17 protein-coding genes and 1 tRNA gene are annotated in these 16,614 nt (G+C 71.9%); 13 read left to right on the forward strand and 5 right to left on the reverse strand.

Annotated elements, in window-relative coordinates:
• Positions 1 to 382: 382 nt before the first annotated feature.
• The 12 genes from E1293_RS32385 (at position 383) to E1293_RS32440 (ending at position 8,736) form a co-directional block, all read left to right on the forward strand.
• Entirely contained in the window at positions 383 to 1,033 is a 651-nt protein-coding gene (locus tag E1293_RS32385) for a GntR family transcriptional regulator (RefSeq protein WP_132201379.1), read from the forward strand.
• 8 nt (positions 1,034 to 1,041) lie between these two features.
• A complete protein-coding gene (locus tag E1293_RS32390; RefSeq protein ID WP_243716874.1) occupies positions 1,042 to 1,812 on the forward strand; it encodes a carbon-nitrogen family hydrolase in 771 nt (256 codons plus the stop codon).
• Complete coding sequence (locus E1293_RS32395) at positions 1,809 to 2,468, forward strand: DUF2848 family protein (RefSeq protein ID WP_132201383.1); 660 nt, start codon at positions 1,809 to 1,811, stop codon at positions 2,466 to 2,468. The genes E1293_RS32390 and E1293_RS32395 overlap by 4 nt, the downstream gene beginning before the upstream one ends.
• Positions 2,465 to 2,812 (forward strand): cupin domain-containing protein, encoded by a 348-nt coding sequence (locus E1293_RS32400; RefSeq protein WP_132201385.1) that lies wholly within the window; start codon positions 2,465 to 2,467, stop codon positions 2,810 to 2,812. Before E1293_RS32395 ends, E1293_RS32400 begins: the two co-directional genes overlap by 4 nt.
• Positions 2,809 to 3,804 (forward strand): ABC transporter substrate-binding protein, encoded by a 996-nt coding sequence (locus tag E1293_RS32405; protein WP_132201387.1) that lies wholly within the window; start codon positions 2,809 to 2,811, stop codon positions 3,802 to 3,804. Before E1293_RS32400 ends, E1293_RS32405 begins: the two co-directional genes overlap by 4 nt.
• A 17-nt stretch (positions 3,805 to 3,821) precedes the next feature.
• Entirely contained in the window at positions 3,822 to 4,646 is an 825-nt protein-coding gene (locus tag E1293_RS32410) for an ABC transporter ATP-binding protein (protein ID WP_132201389.1), read from the forward strand.
• A gap of 25 nt (positions 4,647 to 4,671) precedes the next feature.
• Positions 4,672 to 5,511 (forward strand): ABC transporter permease, encoded by an 840-nt coding sequence (locus E1293_RS32415; RefSeq protein WP_132201391.1) that lies wholly within the window; start codon positions 4,672 to 4,674, stop codon positions 5,509 to 5,511.
• A gap of 29 nt (positions 5,512 to 5,540) precedes the next feature.
• Positions 5,541 to 6,761 carry an FAD-dependent oxidoreductase gene (locus tag E1293_RS32420; RefSeq protein ID WP_132201393.1) on the forward strand — a complete coding sequence of 407 codons (1,221 nt, stop codon included), beginning with the start codon at positions 5,541 to 5,543 and terminating at the stop codon, positions 6,759 to 6,761.
• Between the two features lie 30 nt (positions 6,762 to 6,791).
• Positions 6,792 to 7,727: an ABC transporter substrate-binding protein gene (locus E1293_RS32425; protein WP_132201395.1), complete on the forward strand. Its 936-nt coding sequence runs from the start codon at positions 6,792 to 6,794 to the stop codon at positions 7,725 to 7,727.
• 58 nt (positions 7,728 to 7,785) lie between these two features.
• The gene (locus E1293_RS32430; RefSeq protein WP_132201397.1) at positions 7,786 to 8,016 is read left to right on the forward strand and encodes a hypothetical protein; all 231 of its coding nucleotides are present in this window, start codon (positions 7,786 to 7,788) and stop codon (positions 8,014 to 8,016) included.
• A gap of 116 nt (positions 8,017 to 8,132) precedes the next feature.
• Complete coding sequence (locus E1293_RS32435; protein WP_132201399.1) at positions 8,133 to 8,573, forward strand: hypothetical protein; 441 nt, start codon at positions 8,133 to 8,135, stop codon at positions 8,571 to 8,573.
• Between the two features lie 90 nt (positions 8,574 to 8,663).
• Positions 8,664 to 8,736: transfer RNA gene (locus E1293_RS32440), tRNA-Ala, on the forward strand.
• A 47-nt stretch (positions 8,737 to 8,783) separates the two neighbouring features.
• Here E1293_RS32440 and E1293_RS47860 read toward each other — a convergent pair.
• The 3 genes from E1293_RS47860 to E1293_RS32455 are packed head-to-tail and all read right to left on the reverse strand — an operon-like array spanning position 8,784 to position 10,717.
• The gene (locus E1293_RS47860; protein WP_165978495.1) at positions 8,784 to 9,881 is read right to left on the reverse strand and encodes a baeRF2 domain-containing protein; all 1,098 of its coding nucleotides are present in this window, start codon (positions 9,879 to 9,881) and stop codon (positions 8,784 to 8,786) included.
• A 57-nt stretch (positions 9,882 to 9,938) separates the two neighbouring features.
• Positions 9,939 to 10,448, reverse strand: a complete 510-nt coding sequence (locus E1293_RS32450; protein WP_132201401.1) for a DUF1360 domain-containing protein — start codon at positions 10,446 to 10,448, stop codon at positions 9,939 to 9,941.
• 11 nt (positions 10,449 to 10,459) lie between these two features.
• Positions 10,460 to 10,717, reverse strand: a complete 258-nt coding sequence (locus tag E1293_RS32455) for a DUF7218 family protein (protein ID WP_132201403.1) — start codon at positions 10,715 to 10,717, stop codon at positions 10,460 to 10,462.
• Between the two features lie 64 nt (positions 10,718 to 10,781).
• On the opposite strand from E1293_RS32455, the gene E1293_RS47865 reads away from it, so the two are divergent.
• Positions 10,782 to 14,006 (forward strand): AfsR/SARP family transcriptional regulator, encoded by a 3,225-nt coding sequence (locus E1293_RS47865; protein WP_165978496.1) that lies wholly within the window; start codon positions 10,782 to 10,784, stop codon positions 14,004 to 14,006.
• A 72-nt stretch (positions 14,007 to 14,078) separates the two neighbouring features.
• On the opposite strand, the gene E1293_RS32465 is transcribed toward E1293_RS47865, so the two are convergent.
• Together E1293_RS32465 and E1293_RS32470 are read right to left on the reverse strand one after the other, a co-directional pair.
• On the reverse strand, positions 14,079 to 14,900 hold the full coding sequence (locus tag E1293_RS32465) for an ABC transporter permease (RefSeq protein WP_132201405.1): 822 nt from the start codon (positions 14,898 to 14,900) through the stop codon (positions 14,079 to 14,081).
• On the reverse strand, positions 14,897 to 15,877 hold the full coding sequence (locus E1293_RS32470) for an ATP-binding cassette domain-containing protein (protein ID WP_132201407.1): 981 nt from the start codon (positions 15,875 to 15,877) through the stop codon (positions 14,897 to 14,899). The genes E1293_RS32465 and E1293_RS32470 overlap by 4 nt, the downstream gene beginning before the upstream one ends.
• Between the last annotated feature and the right edge of the window lie 737 nt (positions 15,878 to 16,614).

Consider the following 16,614-nt stretch of genomic DNA (forward strand, 5'->3'; position numbering starts at 1 on the left):
CCCACGCCCCCTGCCGGTTGCGGTCGCTGACCTGGTGCCGGTTTCTGCGGGCTTGGCCCCCTACCGGTCACGGTCGTTGACCTGGTGCGGGTTTCTCATTCTCGCGTCCTTTACGGGCTTCGCCCGTTGTGGGGCTGCGCCCCTCGCCCCTTGTCGGTTGCGGTCGCTGATCAGGTGCAGGTTTTCCGTCCTCGGGTCCTTTGCGGGCTTCGGCCGTTGTGGGGCTGCGGCCCTTGCCCCTTGTCGGTTGTGGTCGTCGGGTGGGTGTGGGTGCTTGCCGGGCTGATGTTCCTTCGGTCCCCTTGTGATCCGGCGTCCTCCTGTGTTCGAGCAGGGTGTGGGGGTTGTGGAGGGTTGTCGGCAGCATGTATACAAGTGGTCTATGAGCGGTGTACAGGATGTCGGCAAGCGCGGGTCTGCTCAGGACCTCACGTATGCGTGGTTGAAGAGGCACATCTCCGAGCTGCCTAAGGAGGGTGGGGTCTTTCTCAGCGAGTCGGAGGTGGCGCAGGCTGCGGGGACCTCGCGGACGCCGGTGCGGGAGGCGCTGCTGCGGCTGGAGACCGAGGGGCTGCTGACGATCGTCCCGAAGAAGGGGGCCTTCATCCCGCCGATCTCCGACGGTGAGATCACGGCCGTGATGGAGGCTCGGGGGCTGGTCGAGTCGTGGTGCGTGCGCCGGGTCGTGCCCGTGGAGCCGGCGTTCCTCGGGGAGCTTGAGCGGATCCTGGCCGAGCAGGAGGCGCTGATCGACGACCCGGTCGGGTTCATCGACCGGGACCGGGCCTTCCACCGGGCGATCGTCCGGCAGGCGGGCAACCTGGTGCTCGCCGAGTTCTACGAATCCCTGCGCGAGCGGCAGATCCGGATGGGTGTGCGCGCCATCGCCAGCCAGGAGAACCGGGCGCGGACCGTGCTCGACGAGCACGCCGCGATCGTGCGTGCTCTGGGTGACGGGGACGCGGGGAACGCGCTGGAGGCGCACCTGGCGAGCACGCTGTCCGTGCTGCGTCTGCCGGGAGGGCTCTCGTGAGGGTCGCGATGGTCCAGGTGGACAGTTCGGGGGAGTCGGTACCGGAGCGGCGTGCCCGGGTTGGAGAGCTTGTCCGCGGGCTGGGTGGCGCGGATCTCGTGGTGCTTCCTGAGCTGTGGGCCGTGGGGTACTTCGCGTTCGACGCTTACGCCGAGGGGGCCGAGCCCTTTGAGGGGCCCAGTGTTTCGGACGCGCGTTCCTGGGCCCGGGAGCTGGGTGCCTGGGTTCATCTCGGCAGCTTCGTCGAGATGGATGCCGGGCGTCTGTTCAACACTGCCGTGCTTCTGTCGCCTGAGGGCGAGGTCGCGCATGTTTACCGCAAGATCCACGTGTTCGGGTACCGGTCGCGGGAGGCCGAGCTGCTCACGCCGGGTGATGAGCTGCCGGTCGCTGATACGTCGTTCGGACGGGTCGCCGCGACCACGTGTTACGACCTGCGGTTTCCCGAGTTGTGGCGGGGGCTCGTGGACGGCGGCGCCCAGATCGCCATCGTGCCGGCGGCGTGGCCCGCGGCGCGGCGGGAGCACTGGCGGCTGTTCACGTCCTGCCGGGCCGTCGAGGAGCAGGTCCTGCTCATCGGCTGCAACGCGGCCGGCGCGGAGCTCGGCGGGCACAGCCGGGTCGTGGACCCCTGGGGCGCGGTGCTCGCCGAAGCGGGCACCGAGGCGGGCGTCACCTGGTGCGACGTCGACCCCGCGGTGGTGGAGCGAGCGCGGGCCGAGTTCCCCGTGCTCGCCGACCGGCGGACCGACCTGACCTTCCAAGGAGCCGACGTATGACCTTGAACCTCACCGTGGCGGGCTCCGGCGAGCCGCTGTCCGTCCGTCCCGAGCGGCTGGTCGTGGCCGGGTACACGGCCCGGGACGAGGAGTCCGTGGCGCGGCACATCGAGGAGCTGGCCGCCATCGGCGTCCCCCCGCCGCCGGCCGTGCCGATGTTCTACGACCTCGACCCCGCGCTGCTCAGCACCGACGCCCTCGTCGAGGTCGGCGGGGCCAGCACGTCCGGTGAGGTCGAGCCGGTGCTGGTACGGCACCGGGGGGCCTACTTCCTCGGGGTCGGCTCCGACCACACCGACCGGGAGATCGAGCGCACGGACATCGCCGCGTCGAAGGCCGCGTGCCCGAAGCCGGTGGGCGGCGACGTCGCCGAGATCGGCCTGGACTTCCCCGGCTGGGACGAGGTCGAGGCCCGGTCCGAGGTGGACGGGCGGCCCTACCAGGCGGGGGCGGTGTCCACCCTGCGGCACCCGGCCGAGCTGGTCGAACGCATGACCGCGACCCTCGGCGGCATCGCCGGCGACCTGGTGCTGTTCTGCGGGACGCTCGCCCTCCTCGGCGGGACGTTCGTGCACGGCGACAGGTGGTCGCTGAGCCTGAGCCTGCCCGCCGGCTCCCGCCTGACGCACACGTACACGACCAGGAGCGGCGCATGAGCAAGCCCGAGCACGAGTTCTTCCCGGTCACCGACGTCGAGTTCACGGTGTGCGCGGGGGACGACCCGAAGATCACCGAGCGGATCCTGGCGGCGGACGACGGCGTCGCCACCCGCATGCTGCGCTACGAGCCCGGTGCGGACTCCACCCCGATGGGCGTTCAGCGGCACGACTTCTGGGAGGAGGTCTACATCCTGGAGGGGTCGTTCACTGACCTCTCCCTGGGCCGGACGTTCACGGCCGGGATGTTCGCCTGCCGTCCGCCGGGCATGCCGCACGGTCCGTGGCGGACCGACGAGGGGGTCCTCACCTTCGAGGTCCGCTACCGGGGCGGGACGGCATGAAGCCCCGGCGGCGGCTCGTGCTGCCGGTGGTCGTGCTCGCCGTGCTCGGCACCGGGTGCGGTGTCGGGTCGGGCTCCGGCGACCGGGACACCTGGAAGATCGGAACGCTCCAGTGCTCGACCGACTGCGGCTTCCTGCGGATGGCCGAGGAGCAGGGCTTCTTCAAGCGCCGCGGTGTCGACGTCGAGTTCGTGACGCTGCAGAGCGCCTCGCAGGCGCTGCCCGCGCTGGCGTCCGGCGAGGTGGACGCGGTCGAGCAGAACGCCGGCGCGTTCTTCATCGCGTCCGAGCGCGGCGACCTCGACGCCTCGGTGATCGGCTCGACGATGATCGGGCTGCCGTGGGCGATCTACGCGAAGAAGGGCATCACCGACCTGCGGCAGCTCCAGCACAAGAGCATGGCGATCTCGTCGCCGACGGGGCTGCCGGCGACGATCGCGAACGTGATGCTGGCCCGGTCCGGTGTCTCGGGCAAGGCCATGCAGCGGCTCAACGGCGGCGGCAACGCCGACCGCTACCGGGCGGTCGTGGCGGGCACCACCGACAGCGCGTCCTCGCCCGCCGACTACGTGCCGAGGGCGGAGAAGGACGGCGTCAACGTGGTGGCGCTGGCGTCCGACATCGTCCCGCAGTACCCGCGGTACTCGATCATCGCGCGCAACGACCGGGTGGCCGCCAAGCCGCAGGCGGTCCGGCGCTACCTGGCCGGGCTGATGGACGGCTTCCGCTACGCCTACGCCCATCCGGCGGAGACCAAGCGGCTGGCGGCGAAGGAGGCGGGTACGACGTCCGGCGACTCCTACATCACCTACATGCACGACCTGATCGTCGGCAAGCGGCTCGTGGACCCCGACGCCGGCGTCAACCGGCAGCGGCTGGAGTACCTGTCCGGGCTGCTGGTCAAGTCCGGCCAGCTCCACCGGCCGCCCGACCTCGGCAAGCTCGTCGACGAGCGTCCGCAGCGGGACGCGCTGGCGATGACGAATCCCTAGCGGACTAGGAGGAACCCATGGCCGCGAAACAAGCGGGCGTGACGATCGAGGACGTGTCCAAGAGCTTCACCGTGCGCGCCGGCAAGCAGGTCGAGCAGGTGCACGTGCTCGACCGCGTCTCGCTGCGCGTCGAGCCGGGCGAGATGATCGCGCTGACCGGGCTCAGCGGCTGCGGGAAGACGACGCTGCTGCGCATCCTGCTCGGCCTGGAACGCGCCGACTCGGGACGGGTCACGGTGAACGGCGCCGAGGTGCGCGGATGCGGCGAGGACCGCAGCATGGTCTTCCAGAACGCCCAGCTCTTCCCCTGGCGCAGCGCCCTGCAGAACGTCGAGTTCGGGCTGGAGGCGCGGGGCGTCCCGAAGCGGGAGCGCAGCCGGACGGCGCTGGACAAGCTCGAACTCGTCGGGCTCGCCCACGCCGCGGACCGGCGCCCGGACCAGCTGTCCGGCGGCATGCAGCAGCGGGTCGGCCTCGCCAGGGCGCTCAGCGTCGACCCCGCGGTGCTGCTGATGGACGAGCCGTTCGGCGCCCTCGACGCGCAGACCCGCGAGGGGCTGCAGGCCGAGGTGCTGCGCATCCACCAGGAGACCGGCAAGACGATCATCTTCGTGACGCACGACCTGGACGAGGCCGTCCTGCTCGCCGACCGGGTCGTCCTGATGGCTCCGAACCCGGGCCGGATCGACGAGATCTTCCCGGTCGGCCTCGCCCGGCCGCGGGGCGACCTGGTGACCGTGCGCGGGCTCAAGGAGTTCAGCGCGAAACGCTACGAGATCTGGCGCCGGCTCATGGCCGGCGCGCACCCGCAGGCCGCCGCAGCGGCGCCCGCCGCAGGCTAGTCCCACTCCCGGACGGAGTACAGACATGACCATCACCGACAACGGCCGGCAGGGGGCGCAGCGCGCGGCCGGGTCCGCCCGGCGCCGGCCGCCGTGGCACCGGCGGTACCGGGGCGGCCTGATCACCACCGCCTCGATCCTCGTGGTGCTGGCGTTCTGGGAGGTCACCGGGCGCCAGATGAACCCGATCTTCTCCTCGTACCCGAGCGCGGTCATCCGCAAGTTCGGCGTCCAGGTGAAGTCCGGGCTGCTGCCCGAGGCACTGCTCGACAGCCTCCAGCCGCTGCTGCTCGGCTTCTGCGTCGCGGCGCTGATCGGCATCCCGGTCGGCCTGCTGATCGGCCGCTACCGCGTCGCGGACGCCGCGCTCGGCGTCTACGTCACCGCGGGCTACGCGATGCCGCTGGTCGCGCTGATCCCGCTGTTCATGCTGTGGTTCGGGCTGGGCTTCACGGTCAAGGTCGTCATCGTGGTGGTGATGACCGTGTTCCCCATCGTGATCAACACCCGGGCGGGGGTGCGCGCGGTGCCGCGCTCGCTGACCGAGGTCGGCACCTCGTTCATGGCGTCGGAGTTCGCCATCATGCGGAAGATCATCCTGCCGGCGACCGTCCCGCACATCATGACCGGGCTGCGGCTCGGCATCGGCCGGGCGGTGATCGCGATCGTCATCGCCGAGTTCTTCACCGCGATCGGCGGGCTCGGCGGGCAGATCATCCTGGCCGGCCAGCGGTTCGACACGGCCGGCCTGTTCGTGCCGGTCACCGTGCTGATGGTGCTCGGCGTCGGGCTCACCCGCCTGGTCGGGTGGCTGGAGACCAAGGTCGCGCCGTGGGGGCGTCCCGCCGACACCGACCGGGACTGACCCCGCGGCCACGCGTTATCGAGGGAGACATGGCAGACCGAGAGCACATCATCGTCGCCGGCGCCGGGCCGGTCGGCGCCGTCGCCGCTCTCGCGGCCGCGCAGCGCGGATTCCGGGTGACGGTCGTCGAGGCGAACGCCGGCATCGAGACCGACAACGCGCCGCGCGCCGCGACGTTCCACCCGTCCACGCTGGAACTCGTCGACGAGATCGGCATCATCGACGAGTTCGTGTCCGCGGGCCTCGTCTGCAGGTACTTCGACTTCTGGGACAAGACCACCGGCACCCTGGTCGCGCGGATGGACCACGACACCCTGCGCGACGACACCCCGTTCCCGTTCGTGGTGCAGACCGAGCAGCACAAGCTGGTCCGCATCGTCCTGGAACGGCTGCGCCGGATGCCGGAGGTCGACATCCGGCTCGGCTGGAGCGTCGACTCGATCGAGCAGGACGCCGACCGCGTCACCGTGCGCATCGGGCGCGATGCCGAGACCGAGGTCCTGACCGGCGCCTGGCTGTTCGGCTGTGACGGCGGCCGCAGCACCGTCCGCAAGGCGCTGGACATCGAGTTCGAGGGCTACACGTGGCCGGAGCGGTTCGCGGTGCTCACCACCCTGCACGACTTCGAAGCCGAGATGGGGTGCAGCTACCGGGCCTACTTCGCCGACCCCGACCAATGGGTCAACCTGTTCAAGGTCGCCGGCGACGACATGCGCGGACGGTGGCGGGTCGTGTTCGCCGCCCGTCCCGACCAGACCGACGAGGACGCGCTCGGCGACGGGCACGCCGCGAAGGTCATGTCGGCGGTCCACCCGTCGGCCGGGACCCGCTCCCTGGTGCACCGCAACATCTACAACGTCCACCAGCGGGTCGCCGCCGCCTTCCGGGCCGGACGGGTGTTCCTCGCCGGCGACGCCGCGCACGTCAACAACCCGATCGGCGGGCTCGGGCTGAACTGCGGCGTCCATGACGCGCTCGAACTCGTGCACACCGTCGACGAGGTCGCCGCCGGGCTGAGCGGCGCGCCGCTGCTCGACCGCTACGAGCGCCGCCGGCGCCCGATCAACATCGAGTTCGTCCAGCAGCAGACCGTCGACAACAAGCGGCGGCTGGAGGAGAAGGACCCCGCCAAGCGCCGCGAGCGGCTCGACGACCTCGCGCGGATCAGCAACGACAAGGAGGCGCAGCGCGCCTTCCTGCGCCGGACCTCACTGCTCGACGCCGTCGTGCGCGCCCAAGAGATCGACTGACCCCGACCCGACGTCCCGAGGATCGAAGCTGTGCGAATCGCCGTACCGGACCTGATCTCCCCGTCCTACTTCCCCGCCGTCGCCGCCGTCGACCTCGGCCTGGCCCGCGCGGAGGGGCTGGACGTCCGGCTGGACCTGCTCTACCCCGTCACCGACGCCGCCGAGGCGCTGCGCACCGGAGAGATCGACTTCCTGGCGGGCGCCGCGCACGCGCCGATGCACGCCTTCCCGGGATGGCGGGGCGCGAAGCTGGTCGCCGCGCTGTCCCAGCACATGTACTGGTTCCTCGTCATGCGCGCCGACCTCAAGATCGACCGCGGCGGCCTCGGCGCCCTGCGCGACGTGCGGATCGGCGCCGCCCCCGGCCCCGACCTCGGCCTGCGGCGCCTCCTCGCCGCGGCCGGGATCGACACCGGGCGGCGCGGCATCGAGATCGGCCCCGTCCCCGCCACCGAAGGCGCCGGGACGTCCTTCGGCCTCGCCGCCGCGCAGGCCCTCGGGGAAGGACTCGTCGACGGGTTCTGGGCCAACGGCATGGGCGCCGAACTGGCGGTGCGCCAGGGGACCGGCACGCTCGTCCTCGACGCCCGGCGCGGCGACGGCCCTCCGGGCGCCGACGCCTACACCTTTCCCGCGCTGGCCGTCACCGACGAGACCATCGAACGGCGTCCCGACGCCGTCGCCGCCATGACCCGCGCCGTCGTCCGCGCCCAGAACATCCTCCGCGACGACCCCGGACGGGCCACCGAGGTCGGCGAGCGCCTCTTCCCGTCCCGGGAGGCGTCCCTCATCGCCGAACTCGTCCGCCGGGACGCGCCCTACTACGACCCGCGGATCAGCGCGGAGACCGTCCGCTCCCTCACTGGATTCGGGGCCCTCAGCGGCCTCCTGGACCACCCCGCCGGCTACGACACCGTGGTCGCGACCCGCTTCCGCGACCTCTGGACGGCGCCACCCCGCCGCTGACCGATCCGGACCCGCCGGACGGCCGGAGCACGCCCGCCGGGATGGTTTCATGCGGGGTATGGGAAGACATCGCAGGGGGGCGAAGCGCGAGGTCACCGTGGCCGACCTCATCGACGAGCTGCGCCGGTTCGAGCCCGGGACGCAGGTGCGGCTCGCCATCCAGCCGCGGATGCCGCAGGAGCACGCCGTCGGACCCGTCGCCGAGGCCGACGGCATGATCTGGATCGGCGACGGCGGGCAGCGCGGCTACGCGCCCGACGAGGTCGGCGAACGCCTCGGCTGGACCTGACCGCAAAGCCTTCACCATGCCCGCGGCTACCTTTCCTCCGGCCGCGCTTCACCATGTCGATCATGCGGGAACAGCCATGACGTGGCGATGCATGATCGAGATGAGGGTTGGACCCCATGATCACCGGAACAAGGCTGCTGCTGCCCGCCGCGGTCGCGGCGGCGTCCATCGTGGCGATGACCGTGCCCGCGACCGCGCAGGACGCGCCGCCGCCGGCCCCGCAGACCTCCAGCCAGGACCAGGAACGCTGCACCAAGGCGCTGAGCGTCCTGTCGGTCCTCAAGCTGCTGCCGAGCAGGCCCGACTTCCAGCGTGCGCTGTGCTCGCTGGACCAGGATCAGGAGCAGGGCCAGGAGCAGCCGCAGGGGCGGCCGCAGGGACAGCAGGCGTCCGACGACTACACCGACCAGATCAGCAGCAAGTACACCGACGACTCGGGGCGGACGGTCGAGGAGAACAAGCTCCTCGGGCTCCCGGTCGAATGGCCTAAAAGCCTCACCGTCCACGTCCCGACCCTCAACGACCACTGGTACACCTACACCTCGAAGAAGCCCTGACCCGGCCGCCGGGCCGCGGAGGGGACCAGCCCTCCGCGGCCCGCGCGCGTCTCAACCGCTCCCCAACGTGCACTAAGCTTTTCCCTGCGAGGGGCTATGGCGCAGTTGGTAGCGCGCCTCCATGGCATGGAGGAGGTCTGGGGTTCGAATCCCCATAGCTCCACGAACGAATCGGAGTGGTGTGCCTGCGGGCCGCCACTCCTTCGTCGTTCAGGCGGTGTAGCGGAGGACGGCGCCCACGGGCGGTGTGGCGGATCCGTTCTGCGGGAGGACGACCAGTTCGCCGTCGGTCGCCGCTACGGCTCTGACCAGGGCGGCGTCGGCCCGGGTTTCGCGGGGGTCGGGGACGCCGAACTCGCTGCGCAGTTCCTCGGCCGTGGTCGCTATCTGGGCGGGGTCGGGGCCGATCCACAGTCGGGCGTCCGAGTCGGGCTCCTCGGAGAGCAGGAGGGTCTCCACGCGGGCCTGGCGGACGGCCTCCGTGGTCGCGGGCAGGCCCGAGACGGCCCGCTGGCCGTTGGCCAGTTCGCGGTCGAAGCGTTCCGCGACGGTCATGACGCGCTCCGCCGTCTTGAGGCGGAGGAGGCGGCGCAGCTCGGCGTCCAGATCCGGGTCGTCGACGGTGGTGTTCTTGTCGGCCTCGACGGTGTGCTCCAGGACGTGCTCCGAGACCTCCTCCAGGACGGCGGTCCGGGCGCGGGTGTCGCCCGCGATCACGACGGCCTCCGCGCCGCAGCGCTCCGCGGCCTTGTCGATCTCGTGGGCGACCTTCTTGGCGTTCACCTTCCAGACGTTCTCCGACGAGCGCTGGAAGCGGGACTGGTTCCAGTCGCCCGCCTTGACCTTGCGGATGGGGTAGTCCTCGTCGCCCTCGACCTCGATGTGCTCGCGGTTCCCGTCCGGCGCGACGCAGTCGATGGCGCCGCCCCGGCGGTCCACGACCGCCACCAGGTGGGGGAACCTCTCGCCTCGTTCGGCCAGGTAGGGCAGGACGTCCGGGAGCGGCGCGAGGGTGGCGCGCGGGGTGCGGGGCGGGCCCGGCAGCCGCTCGGTGCGGACCACCTCGCCGTCCGCCGCGAAGATCACGATGCCTTCGGAGCGGCGCTCCGCGAGCTCGTCCTCGATGGTCCGCTCGACCGCGCGGAGCGTCCCGGCCGGGGCGTGCTGGGCCTCCAGGTCCGCGCGCAGCGCCCGCCACCGCAGCTCCGCGGCCTTGGAGGCGTCCTCGGTGGTCCGGGTGAGGTCCGCGTACACCGACGCGTAGGGGCCCGGACGTTGGTACAGCGTTTTGAGGAATGCCAGATCCATGGGATGGCCGTACCCCTTGCGGCTGGGGCAAACGTAAAGAATGCGGCGATTGGGACGTCAGTCCTCGGCGGCCCGCTGCAGTCGCGCGTAGGCGAGCTGCAGCCAGTCCGAGCCCGCCACCGCCGTCATCGTGGCCCCGGCGAGCCGGGTGGCCTGGGGGGCGAACACCAGGCCCGCCGCGTAGGACGTCGCGACCCACTGGGCGGTGCAGAACGGGCAGGTGATCAGCTCGCCGACGGCGTGCCGGATGCCCTTCCCGCGCACCTCCTCCGCCACCTCGGCCGGACCGGACGTCCCCGCGTAGCGGGTGAAGGGGGCGCGCAGCGGGCTCGTCACCGGGTCCTTGGCGATCAGCCGGGACACCTTGTGGGTCGTGACCGTCATCAGCGCCAGGTCGGCGAGGCCGATCGCGGGGGGCCGGTCGCGCAGCCGGCGGCCGAGCAGCGCCATCGTGCCGGCGGTGAGCGCGTAGACGGCGAGCGTGCCGAGGTAGGAGCCGAGGGGGCGGTCCTCGTCGCCGGCGTACTCCCGCTTCTGCTTGCGCGCGGTGTCGACGACCGCGTTCATGGCTTCTCCGCTCAGTGGTTCCGCAGCGCCTTGACGAGCTGCGGCTTGTTCATCGAGGAACGGCCCTGGATGCCGATCTCGCGGGCGCGCTTCAGCAGGTCGTCCTTCGTCCAGTCGTCGTAGGAGGGGCTCTTGCCGCCCTTGCGGCCGACCTTCTTCCGGCCCTGCCCGGCGGCCGCGTTGGCGATCCGCGCCGCCTTCTCCTTGCTCTCGCCCTTGTCGCGGATTTTCTGGTACGTCTTCTCGTCCTTGATCTGTGCTCTAGGCATAAGCGACACGTACCCGGCACGTGCGATCCACACATCGGGGACAATGGCCCGGGAAGGGGGCGTCTTGCGCATCGGCATCCTGGGCCCGCTCGACGTGCGGGACGAGGCCGCGCGGCCCGTCGAGGTCGGCGGCCGGCGGCTGCGCGCCCTCCTGATCCGGCTGGCGGCCGAGGCGGGCCGGCCCGTGTCGGCCGAGCGCCTCCTGGACGACCTGTGGGACGGCGACCCGCCGGGCGGCAACGCGCTGCAGGCGCTCGTGTCCCGGCTGCGGGGCGTCGCGGGACGCGACGTGGTCGAGTACGGCCCGGCCGGCTACCGCCTCGGAATCGACCCGGGTGAGATCGACTCGGTCGCGTTCGAGCGCGGCGTCGCCGCGGCCCGCAAGGAGGGCGACGCCGGCGGGCGGGCCGAGAAACTGCGGGCGGCGCTCGCCCTCTGGCGCGGCCCCGCGCTCGCCGACGTCGCCGACGCCGACTTCGCCTACGGGACGATCACCCGCCTGGAGGAGCTGCGGCTCGCCGCCGTCGAGGACCGGATCGACGCCGAGATCGCCGTCGGGATGCCCGTCCCGCCGGTCGCCGAACTGGAGCCGCTCGCCGCGGCGAACCCCATGCGCGAACGGCTCCGCGGCCAGCTCATGCGCGCCCTGTACGCCTCGGGACGGCAGGCCGACGCCCTGGAGGTGTTCGAGGAGACGCGGCGCGCGCTCGCCGACCGGCTCGGCGTCGACCCGTCCCCGGAGCTGACCGCCGTCCACCTGTCGATCCTGCGGCGGGAGACCGCCGAGGTCCCGCGGCCGCCCGAGCCCGCCGCCGCGCGGCCGCCGCGGACCAACCTGCCCGCCCAGCTCACGAGCTTCGTCGGGCGCGAGGACGAGTCGCGGCGGGTCGGCAAGCTGCTCCGCGAGACCCGGCTCGTCACCCTCACCGGGCCCGGCGGCGCCGGCAAGACGCGGCTGGCGGGGGAGAGCGCCGCCGCGTTCGTCGGCGAGATGCCGGACGGAGTGTGGTTCGTCCCGTTCGCACCCGTCAGCGATCCGGGCGACGCCGTGCAGGCCGTGCTGTCGGCGCTCGACGTCCCCGAGACCGTCCGTCCCGCGGAGACCCGCGTGGTGGTGCGGCCCCTCGAACGGCTGACGGACTACCTCGCCACCAAGCGGATGCTCGTCGTCTTCGACAACTGCGAGCACCTCATCGACGCCGTCGCGCGGCTCGCCGACCACGTCGTCGCGAAGGCCGACGGCGTCCGGATCCTCGCGACCAGCCGCGAACCGCTCGGCATCACCGGCGAGTCGCTGTGCCCCGTCCCGTCCCTGCCGCTGCCGGACGAGGGCGTCACCGCCCCCGCCGACGCCCTCGGATACGCGTCGGTGCGGCTGTTCGCCGACCGCGCCGCGGCCGTCCGCCCCGGCTTCGCCGTGGACGAGGGGACCGTCGCCGACGTCGTCGCGATCTGCCGCGCGCTCGACGGCATCCCCCTCGCCATCGAGCTGGCCGCCGCCCGGCTGCGCTCCCTCACCTCCGGGCAGGTCGCGGCCCGCCTCGGCGACCGGTTCCGGCTGCTGGCGGGCGGCAGCCGCACCGCACTGCCCAGGCACCGGACACTCCGCGCCGTCGTCGACTGGAGCTGGGACCTGCTGGACGACGTGGAGCGCGCCGTCCTGCGCCGGCTGTCGGTGTTCGCGGGCGGCGCCTCACCGGACGGCGCCGTCCACGTGTGCGGGCTCGACGCCCCGGACGCCCCCGAACCCCACGACGTCATCGACGTGATCGCCGCGCTGATCGACAAGTCGCTGGTCATGGCGGACGGCGACACCGACGTCCGCTACCGGCTGCTGGAGACCGTCCGCGTCTACGCGGGGGAGCGGCTGGAGCAGTCCGGCGAGACCCGGCGCGTCCGCGACGCGCACGTCGCCTACCTGGTCGCCCTCGCCGAACGCGCCGAGCCGGAGCTGCGCCGCCACGACCAGCTCGCCTGGTCCGCCCGGCTGGCCGCCGAGCGGGAGAACTACGCCGGCGCCTTCCGGCACGTGGCCGAGACCGGCGACGCCAGGGCCGGGCTGCGGCTCGTGGCGGGACTGGTGTGGTTCTGGGTGCTGCGCGACCTGGAACGCGAGGCGGGCGGCTGGACGGCCGCCGTCCGCGACATAGCGGGCGACACCGCGCCGCCCGGCCTGGAGGAGGAGTACGCGCTGTGCGTCGTCTCGGCCGGCATCATCTCCGAGATGCTCGACGGGGCGGGCCCGACGAAGGAGTCGATGCTCGCTCTCCTGGACGACATCCTCGCCGTGGTGCCCGAGTCGCCGATGCACCCCGTGCTCGCCCTCGCCCAGACGGCGTCCAGCCTGATCGGCGGGGACATGGACGAGGTCCGGCGGAACCTCGACGGCATCCGCGACCACCCCGACCCGTGGGTGTGCGCGGTCGCCCGCGTCATCCACGCCCACATGGGCATCAACACCGGCCACATCGACGACGCCGCCGAGGAGGCCGCCGACGGCTACGCGCGGTTCCGCGAGCTGGGCGACCGGTTCGGGATGATCGTCGGCCTGAGCGGGATGATGCAGGTCGCCATGGCGCGCGACGACCCGGCCGAGGCCGTCCGGCTAGGGGAGGAGGCGCACGGCTACGCCACGTCCGAGGTCAGTCCCGAGCAGGGCGCCGGGATCCTCGCCCAGCTCGCGATGGCGCGAGCCAGGCAGGGCGAGGTCGCGCGCGCCCGCGCTGACCTCGAACGCGCCATGGCGCAGACGGAACGGATCGGCGAGTTCGCCGACGCGGCGAGCACCTCACTCCTGCTGTGCGAACTGGCCCTCCAGGAGGGCGACCGCGAGGCCGCCCGGACGCACGTCGACCGCGCCTACGGGTGGGTCGACTCGCGCGGGGAACGTCCCGACTTCGCGCAGGCCGCCCGCAGGACCTTCAGCCGTCTCGGCTCGCTCGCCGAGGAGGACGGCGACCTCGACGCGGCGGCGCGATGGCACGGCCGCGCGTTCAGCGGGCTGCCGAACGACGCACTCATGGGCAACCCGACCCTGGCGTCCCTCGTCGAGGGCCTGGCGGCCTACGCCGCCGCGCGGGGGAAGCACGTCCGTGCCGCAGAGCTGCTCGGCACCGCGCACAACCTGCACGGCTACCGGGACACGGCCCGCTACGAAGTCGCGCGGACGTTGCCGCTCGTCAGCGATGCCCTGGGCGACGAAGCGTTCGCCGTTGCCTACGAACGCGGCCGTCAGGTCACCCGTGACGACGTCTTCGACCAGGCCGGCGAGCTGGTCGCGTCCGTGTGAGCGTTCCGGCCGGACACGGCGACGCGCCGGCCGGAATCGTGCATCCGGACCGGCGCGACGTCCCGCACCACGTCAAGCCCTGCGCGAGTACATCCGCATGGCCAGCGGGAAGGTGACGAGGACGATCCCCGCCGCCCACAGGAGCGTGAACCAGGCGTGGTTCCCGACCGGGCCGCCGACCATCAGCGCCCGCAGCGACTCTGCCAGGTGCGTGACCGGGTTGACCTTCGTCCACGCCTCCAGCCAGCCCGGCATCGTGGACGTGTTCGGGACGAGGATGCTGCTGCCGAACGTCAGCGGCATCACCCAGATGAACGCCAGCCCCTGCACCGTCTCCGGTGACGGCGCGATCAGCCCGATGAGGACGGAGATCCAGCTGACCGCCAGGTAGAACACGTACGCCAGCGCGAACGCCCCAAGCACCGAGAGCGGATCGGTATGGAACCGGAACCCGAGGGCCGACCCGAACCCGACGAGCACCGTCATCACGGTGACGAACCGGGCCGTGTCCCCGAGCACCGTGCCGATCAGCGGCGCCGAACGGGCGATCGGCAGGCTGCGGAACCGGTCGAACACGCCCCTGTGGATGTCCTCGTTCAACGCCGTCCCGAGCCCCATCGTGGCGAACATCGCCATCTGCGCCACGAGCCCCGGCAGCAGATCCTGCAGGTAGGAACGCGTGTCGCCGGCGACCGCCCCGCCGAACACGTAGAGGAACAGCAGCAGGAAGGTGATGGGCATCAGCGTCGTGTCCAGCAGCTTCTCCGGGGAGTGCTTCAACTGGGCGATGTTGCGCCACGCCAGCGTCAGGCCGTGCCGCAGCGTCCGCTGCGGGCTGATGCGCGCCGGCGGCTCCCCGGCGGCCGGACGGGGGTCAACGGTGATCGCGGTCATGCCACGCTCCCCTCAGAGACGAGTTCGGACTGGGGTTCTTCTTCGGCGAGGTGGCCCGTCAGGGTGAGGAACACCTCGTCCAGGCTCGGCATCCGCAGCGCCAGCTCGGCCGCCACGATGGACGCGTCGTCCAGCCGCCGGACCAGCGCCGACAGCAGCCGCGGATCGTGCACCGGCACCGAGACGAGCCCGGTCGCCTCCTGCACCTCGGGGCGCTCCCCGGTCAGCTCGGCGACGATCGACGTCAGCTGCGCGGAGCGGAACGGCTCGGCCGCGCGGACCACCAGCGTCTGCCCGCCGATCTGCGTCTTCAGATCGTCGGACGTGCCCTCCGCGATGACGCGCCCGTGGTCGAACACCGCGATCCGGTCGGCGAGCGCGTCGGCCTCCTCCAGGTACTGCGTCGTCAGCAGCACTGTGGCGCCGTCCGCGACGACGGTGCGGATCGTGTCCCAGACCTCGTTGCGGGCACGCGGGTCCAGCCCGGTCGTCGGCTCGTCCAGGAAGAGGACCTCCGGGTGGTTGATCAGGCTCGCCGCCAGGTCGAGCCGGCGGCGCATCCCGCCCGAGTACGTCTTCACGGCGCGCCCGGCCGCCTCGGTGAGTCGGAACCGGTCGAGCAGCTGCCGCGCCCGCGCCTTGGCCTCCGGCCGGCTGAAGTCCAGCAGCCGGGCGATCATCACCAGGTTCTCGGTGCCGGTCAGCTCCTCGTCCACCGACGCGTACTGCCCGGTCAGCCCGATCTTCGCGCGGACGCGCGCCGGCTCCTTGAGCACGTCGTAGCCGGACACCTCGGCCCGTCCGGCGTCCGGCTTGAGCAGCGTCGCCAGCACCCGCACCGCGGTGGTCTTGCCTGCGCCGTTCGGGCCGAGGACGCCGAGCACTGTGCCCCGGCGAGCCGCGATGTCCACACCGTCGAGGGCCGTCGTGTCGCCGAACCGTTTCCGCAGCCCTTCAGCGCGGATCACTTCGTCCATCTGTTCGCCTCTCACATGGTCTTCGTTGTGACGATCACCACCGTGCGGGACGGCGCTGACAGCACGCGTACATCGGCGTCCGGACGCTGACGCCGTGCTGACACGGCACTGAGGCCGACCGGCTGAACCGGGCGTGACCTGGCGGTTTCGGCGGCCTGGCGAACGGATGGACGACTTGATTTGACGAGGCCCCGCGGGCTGCCTAATCTCTGTCGTGCCCCAAGGGGATGCGGGACGCCGACAGGCGGACGGCCCCAGGGGAGCCAACAGAGGAAAATCGGTTCGCAGCTTGCCTCGGGCCGGGTACTCTGAAGTGGCAAGCCCGGTCGGGATGCAGGACGCCGCAAGGTGGCCGGCCCGCAGGGCACCTCCTACGAAGCGATCTTCCAGGTTTTCGGCCTGGGGCTGTGTCGTCGCGTGGGGGCCTGGGATGCTTCGTCTCCGTCGAAAAGATCTTGGTTGATCGGCTTGACAGGCGGGAAGTTTCAGGTAAGTTAGAAGGGTTGCCCCGGAGCCGGGGACCTGCGAGAGCGGGGTTCGGCGCGGTGGGTGTCCGTTTCTTGAGAACTCAACAGCGTGTTAAAAGCCAGTGCCTTTATCGGCTCGGCCTTTTTGGGCCGGGTCGCCCCGTGCCGCCCCTGTTGGGGGTGGTGGGGATTTCTTTGAGGCAACACGACCCCTCGTTGTGGGGGGTTGTTTGTCAGGATTGTTTCCGAGGTTTGGTCGGCTGGGGTTCG

Origin of the sequence: Actinomadura darangshiensis, from assembly GCF_004349235.1 — a bacterium.
Lineage (GTDB): Bacteria > Actinomycetota > Actinomycetes > Streptosporangiales > Streptosporangiaceae > Spirillospora > Spirillospora darangshiensis.

Excerpts from the sequence above, each read along its gene's own strand:
- E1293_RS32435 (WP_132201399.1), top strand. The coding sequence starts at position 8,133 with ATGATCACCGGAACAAGGCTGCTGCTGCCCGCCGCGGTCGCGGCGGCG.
- E1293_RS32430 (WP_132201397.1), top strand. The coding sequence starts at position 7,786 with ATGGGAAGACATCGCAGGGGGGCGAAGCGCGAGGTCACCGTGGCCGAC.
- E1293_RS32470 (WP_132201407.1), bottom strand. The coding sequence starts at position 15,877 with ATGGACGAAGTGATCCGCGCTGAAGGGCTGCGGAAACGGTTCGGCGAC.
- E1293_RS32420 (WP_132201393.1), top strand. The coding sequence starts at position 5,541 with ATGGCAGACCGAGAGCACATCATCGTCGCCGGCGCCGGGCCGGTCGGC.
- E1293_RS32415 (WP_132201391.1), top strand. The coding sequence starts at position 4,672 with ATGACCATCACCGACAACGGCCGGCAGGGGGCGCAGCGCGCGGCCGGG.
- E1293_RS32390 (WP_243716874.1), top strand. The coding sequence starts at position 1,042 with ATGGTCCAGGTGGACAGTTCGGGGGAGTCGGTACCGGAGCGGCGTGCC.
- E1293_RS32405 (WP_132201387.1), top strand. The coding sequence starts at position 2,809 with ATGAAGCCCCGGCGGCGGCTCGTGCTGCCGGTGGTCGTGCTCGCCGTG.
- E1293_RS32465 (WP_132201405.1), bottom strand. The coding sequence starts at position 14,900 with ATGACCGCGATCACCGTTGACCCCCGTCCGGCCGCCGGGGAGCCGCCG.
- E1293_RS32385 (WP_132201379.1), top strand. The coding sequence starts at position 383 with ATGAGCGGTGTACAGGATGTCGGCAAGCGCGGGTCTGCTCAGGACCTC.
- E1293_RS47860 (WP_165978495.1), bottom strand. The coding sequence starts at position 9,881 with ATGGATCTGGCATTCCTCAAAACGCTGTACCAACGTCCGGGCCCCTAC.
- E1293_RS32400 (WP_132201385.1), top strand. The coding sequence starts at position 2,465 with ATGAGCAAGCCCGAGCACGAGTTCTTCCCGGTCACCGACGTCGAGTTC.
- E1293_RS32395 (WP_132201383.1), top strand. The coding sequence starts at position 1,809 with ATGACCTTGAACCTCACCGTGGCGGGCTCCGGCGAGCCGCTGTCCGTC.
- E1293_RS32455 (WP_132201403.1), bottom strand. The coding sequence starts at position 10,717 with ATGCCTAGAGCACAGATCAAGGACGAGAAGACGTACCAGAAAATCCGC.
- E1293_RS32410 (WP_132201389.1), top strand. The coding sequence starts at position 3,822 with ATGGCCGCGAAACAAGCGGGCGTGACGATCGAGGACGTGTCCAAGAGC.
- E1293_RS32450 (WP_132201401.1), bottom strand. The coding sequence starts at position 10,448 with ATGAACGCGGTCGTCGACACCGCGCGCAAGCAGAAGCGGGAGTACGCC.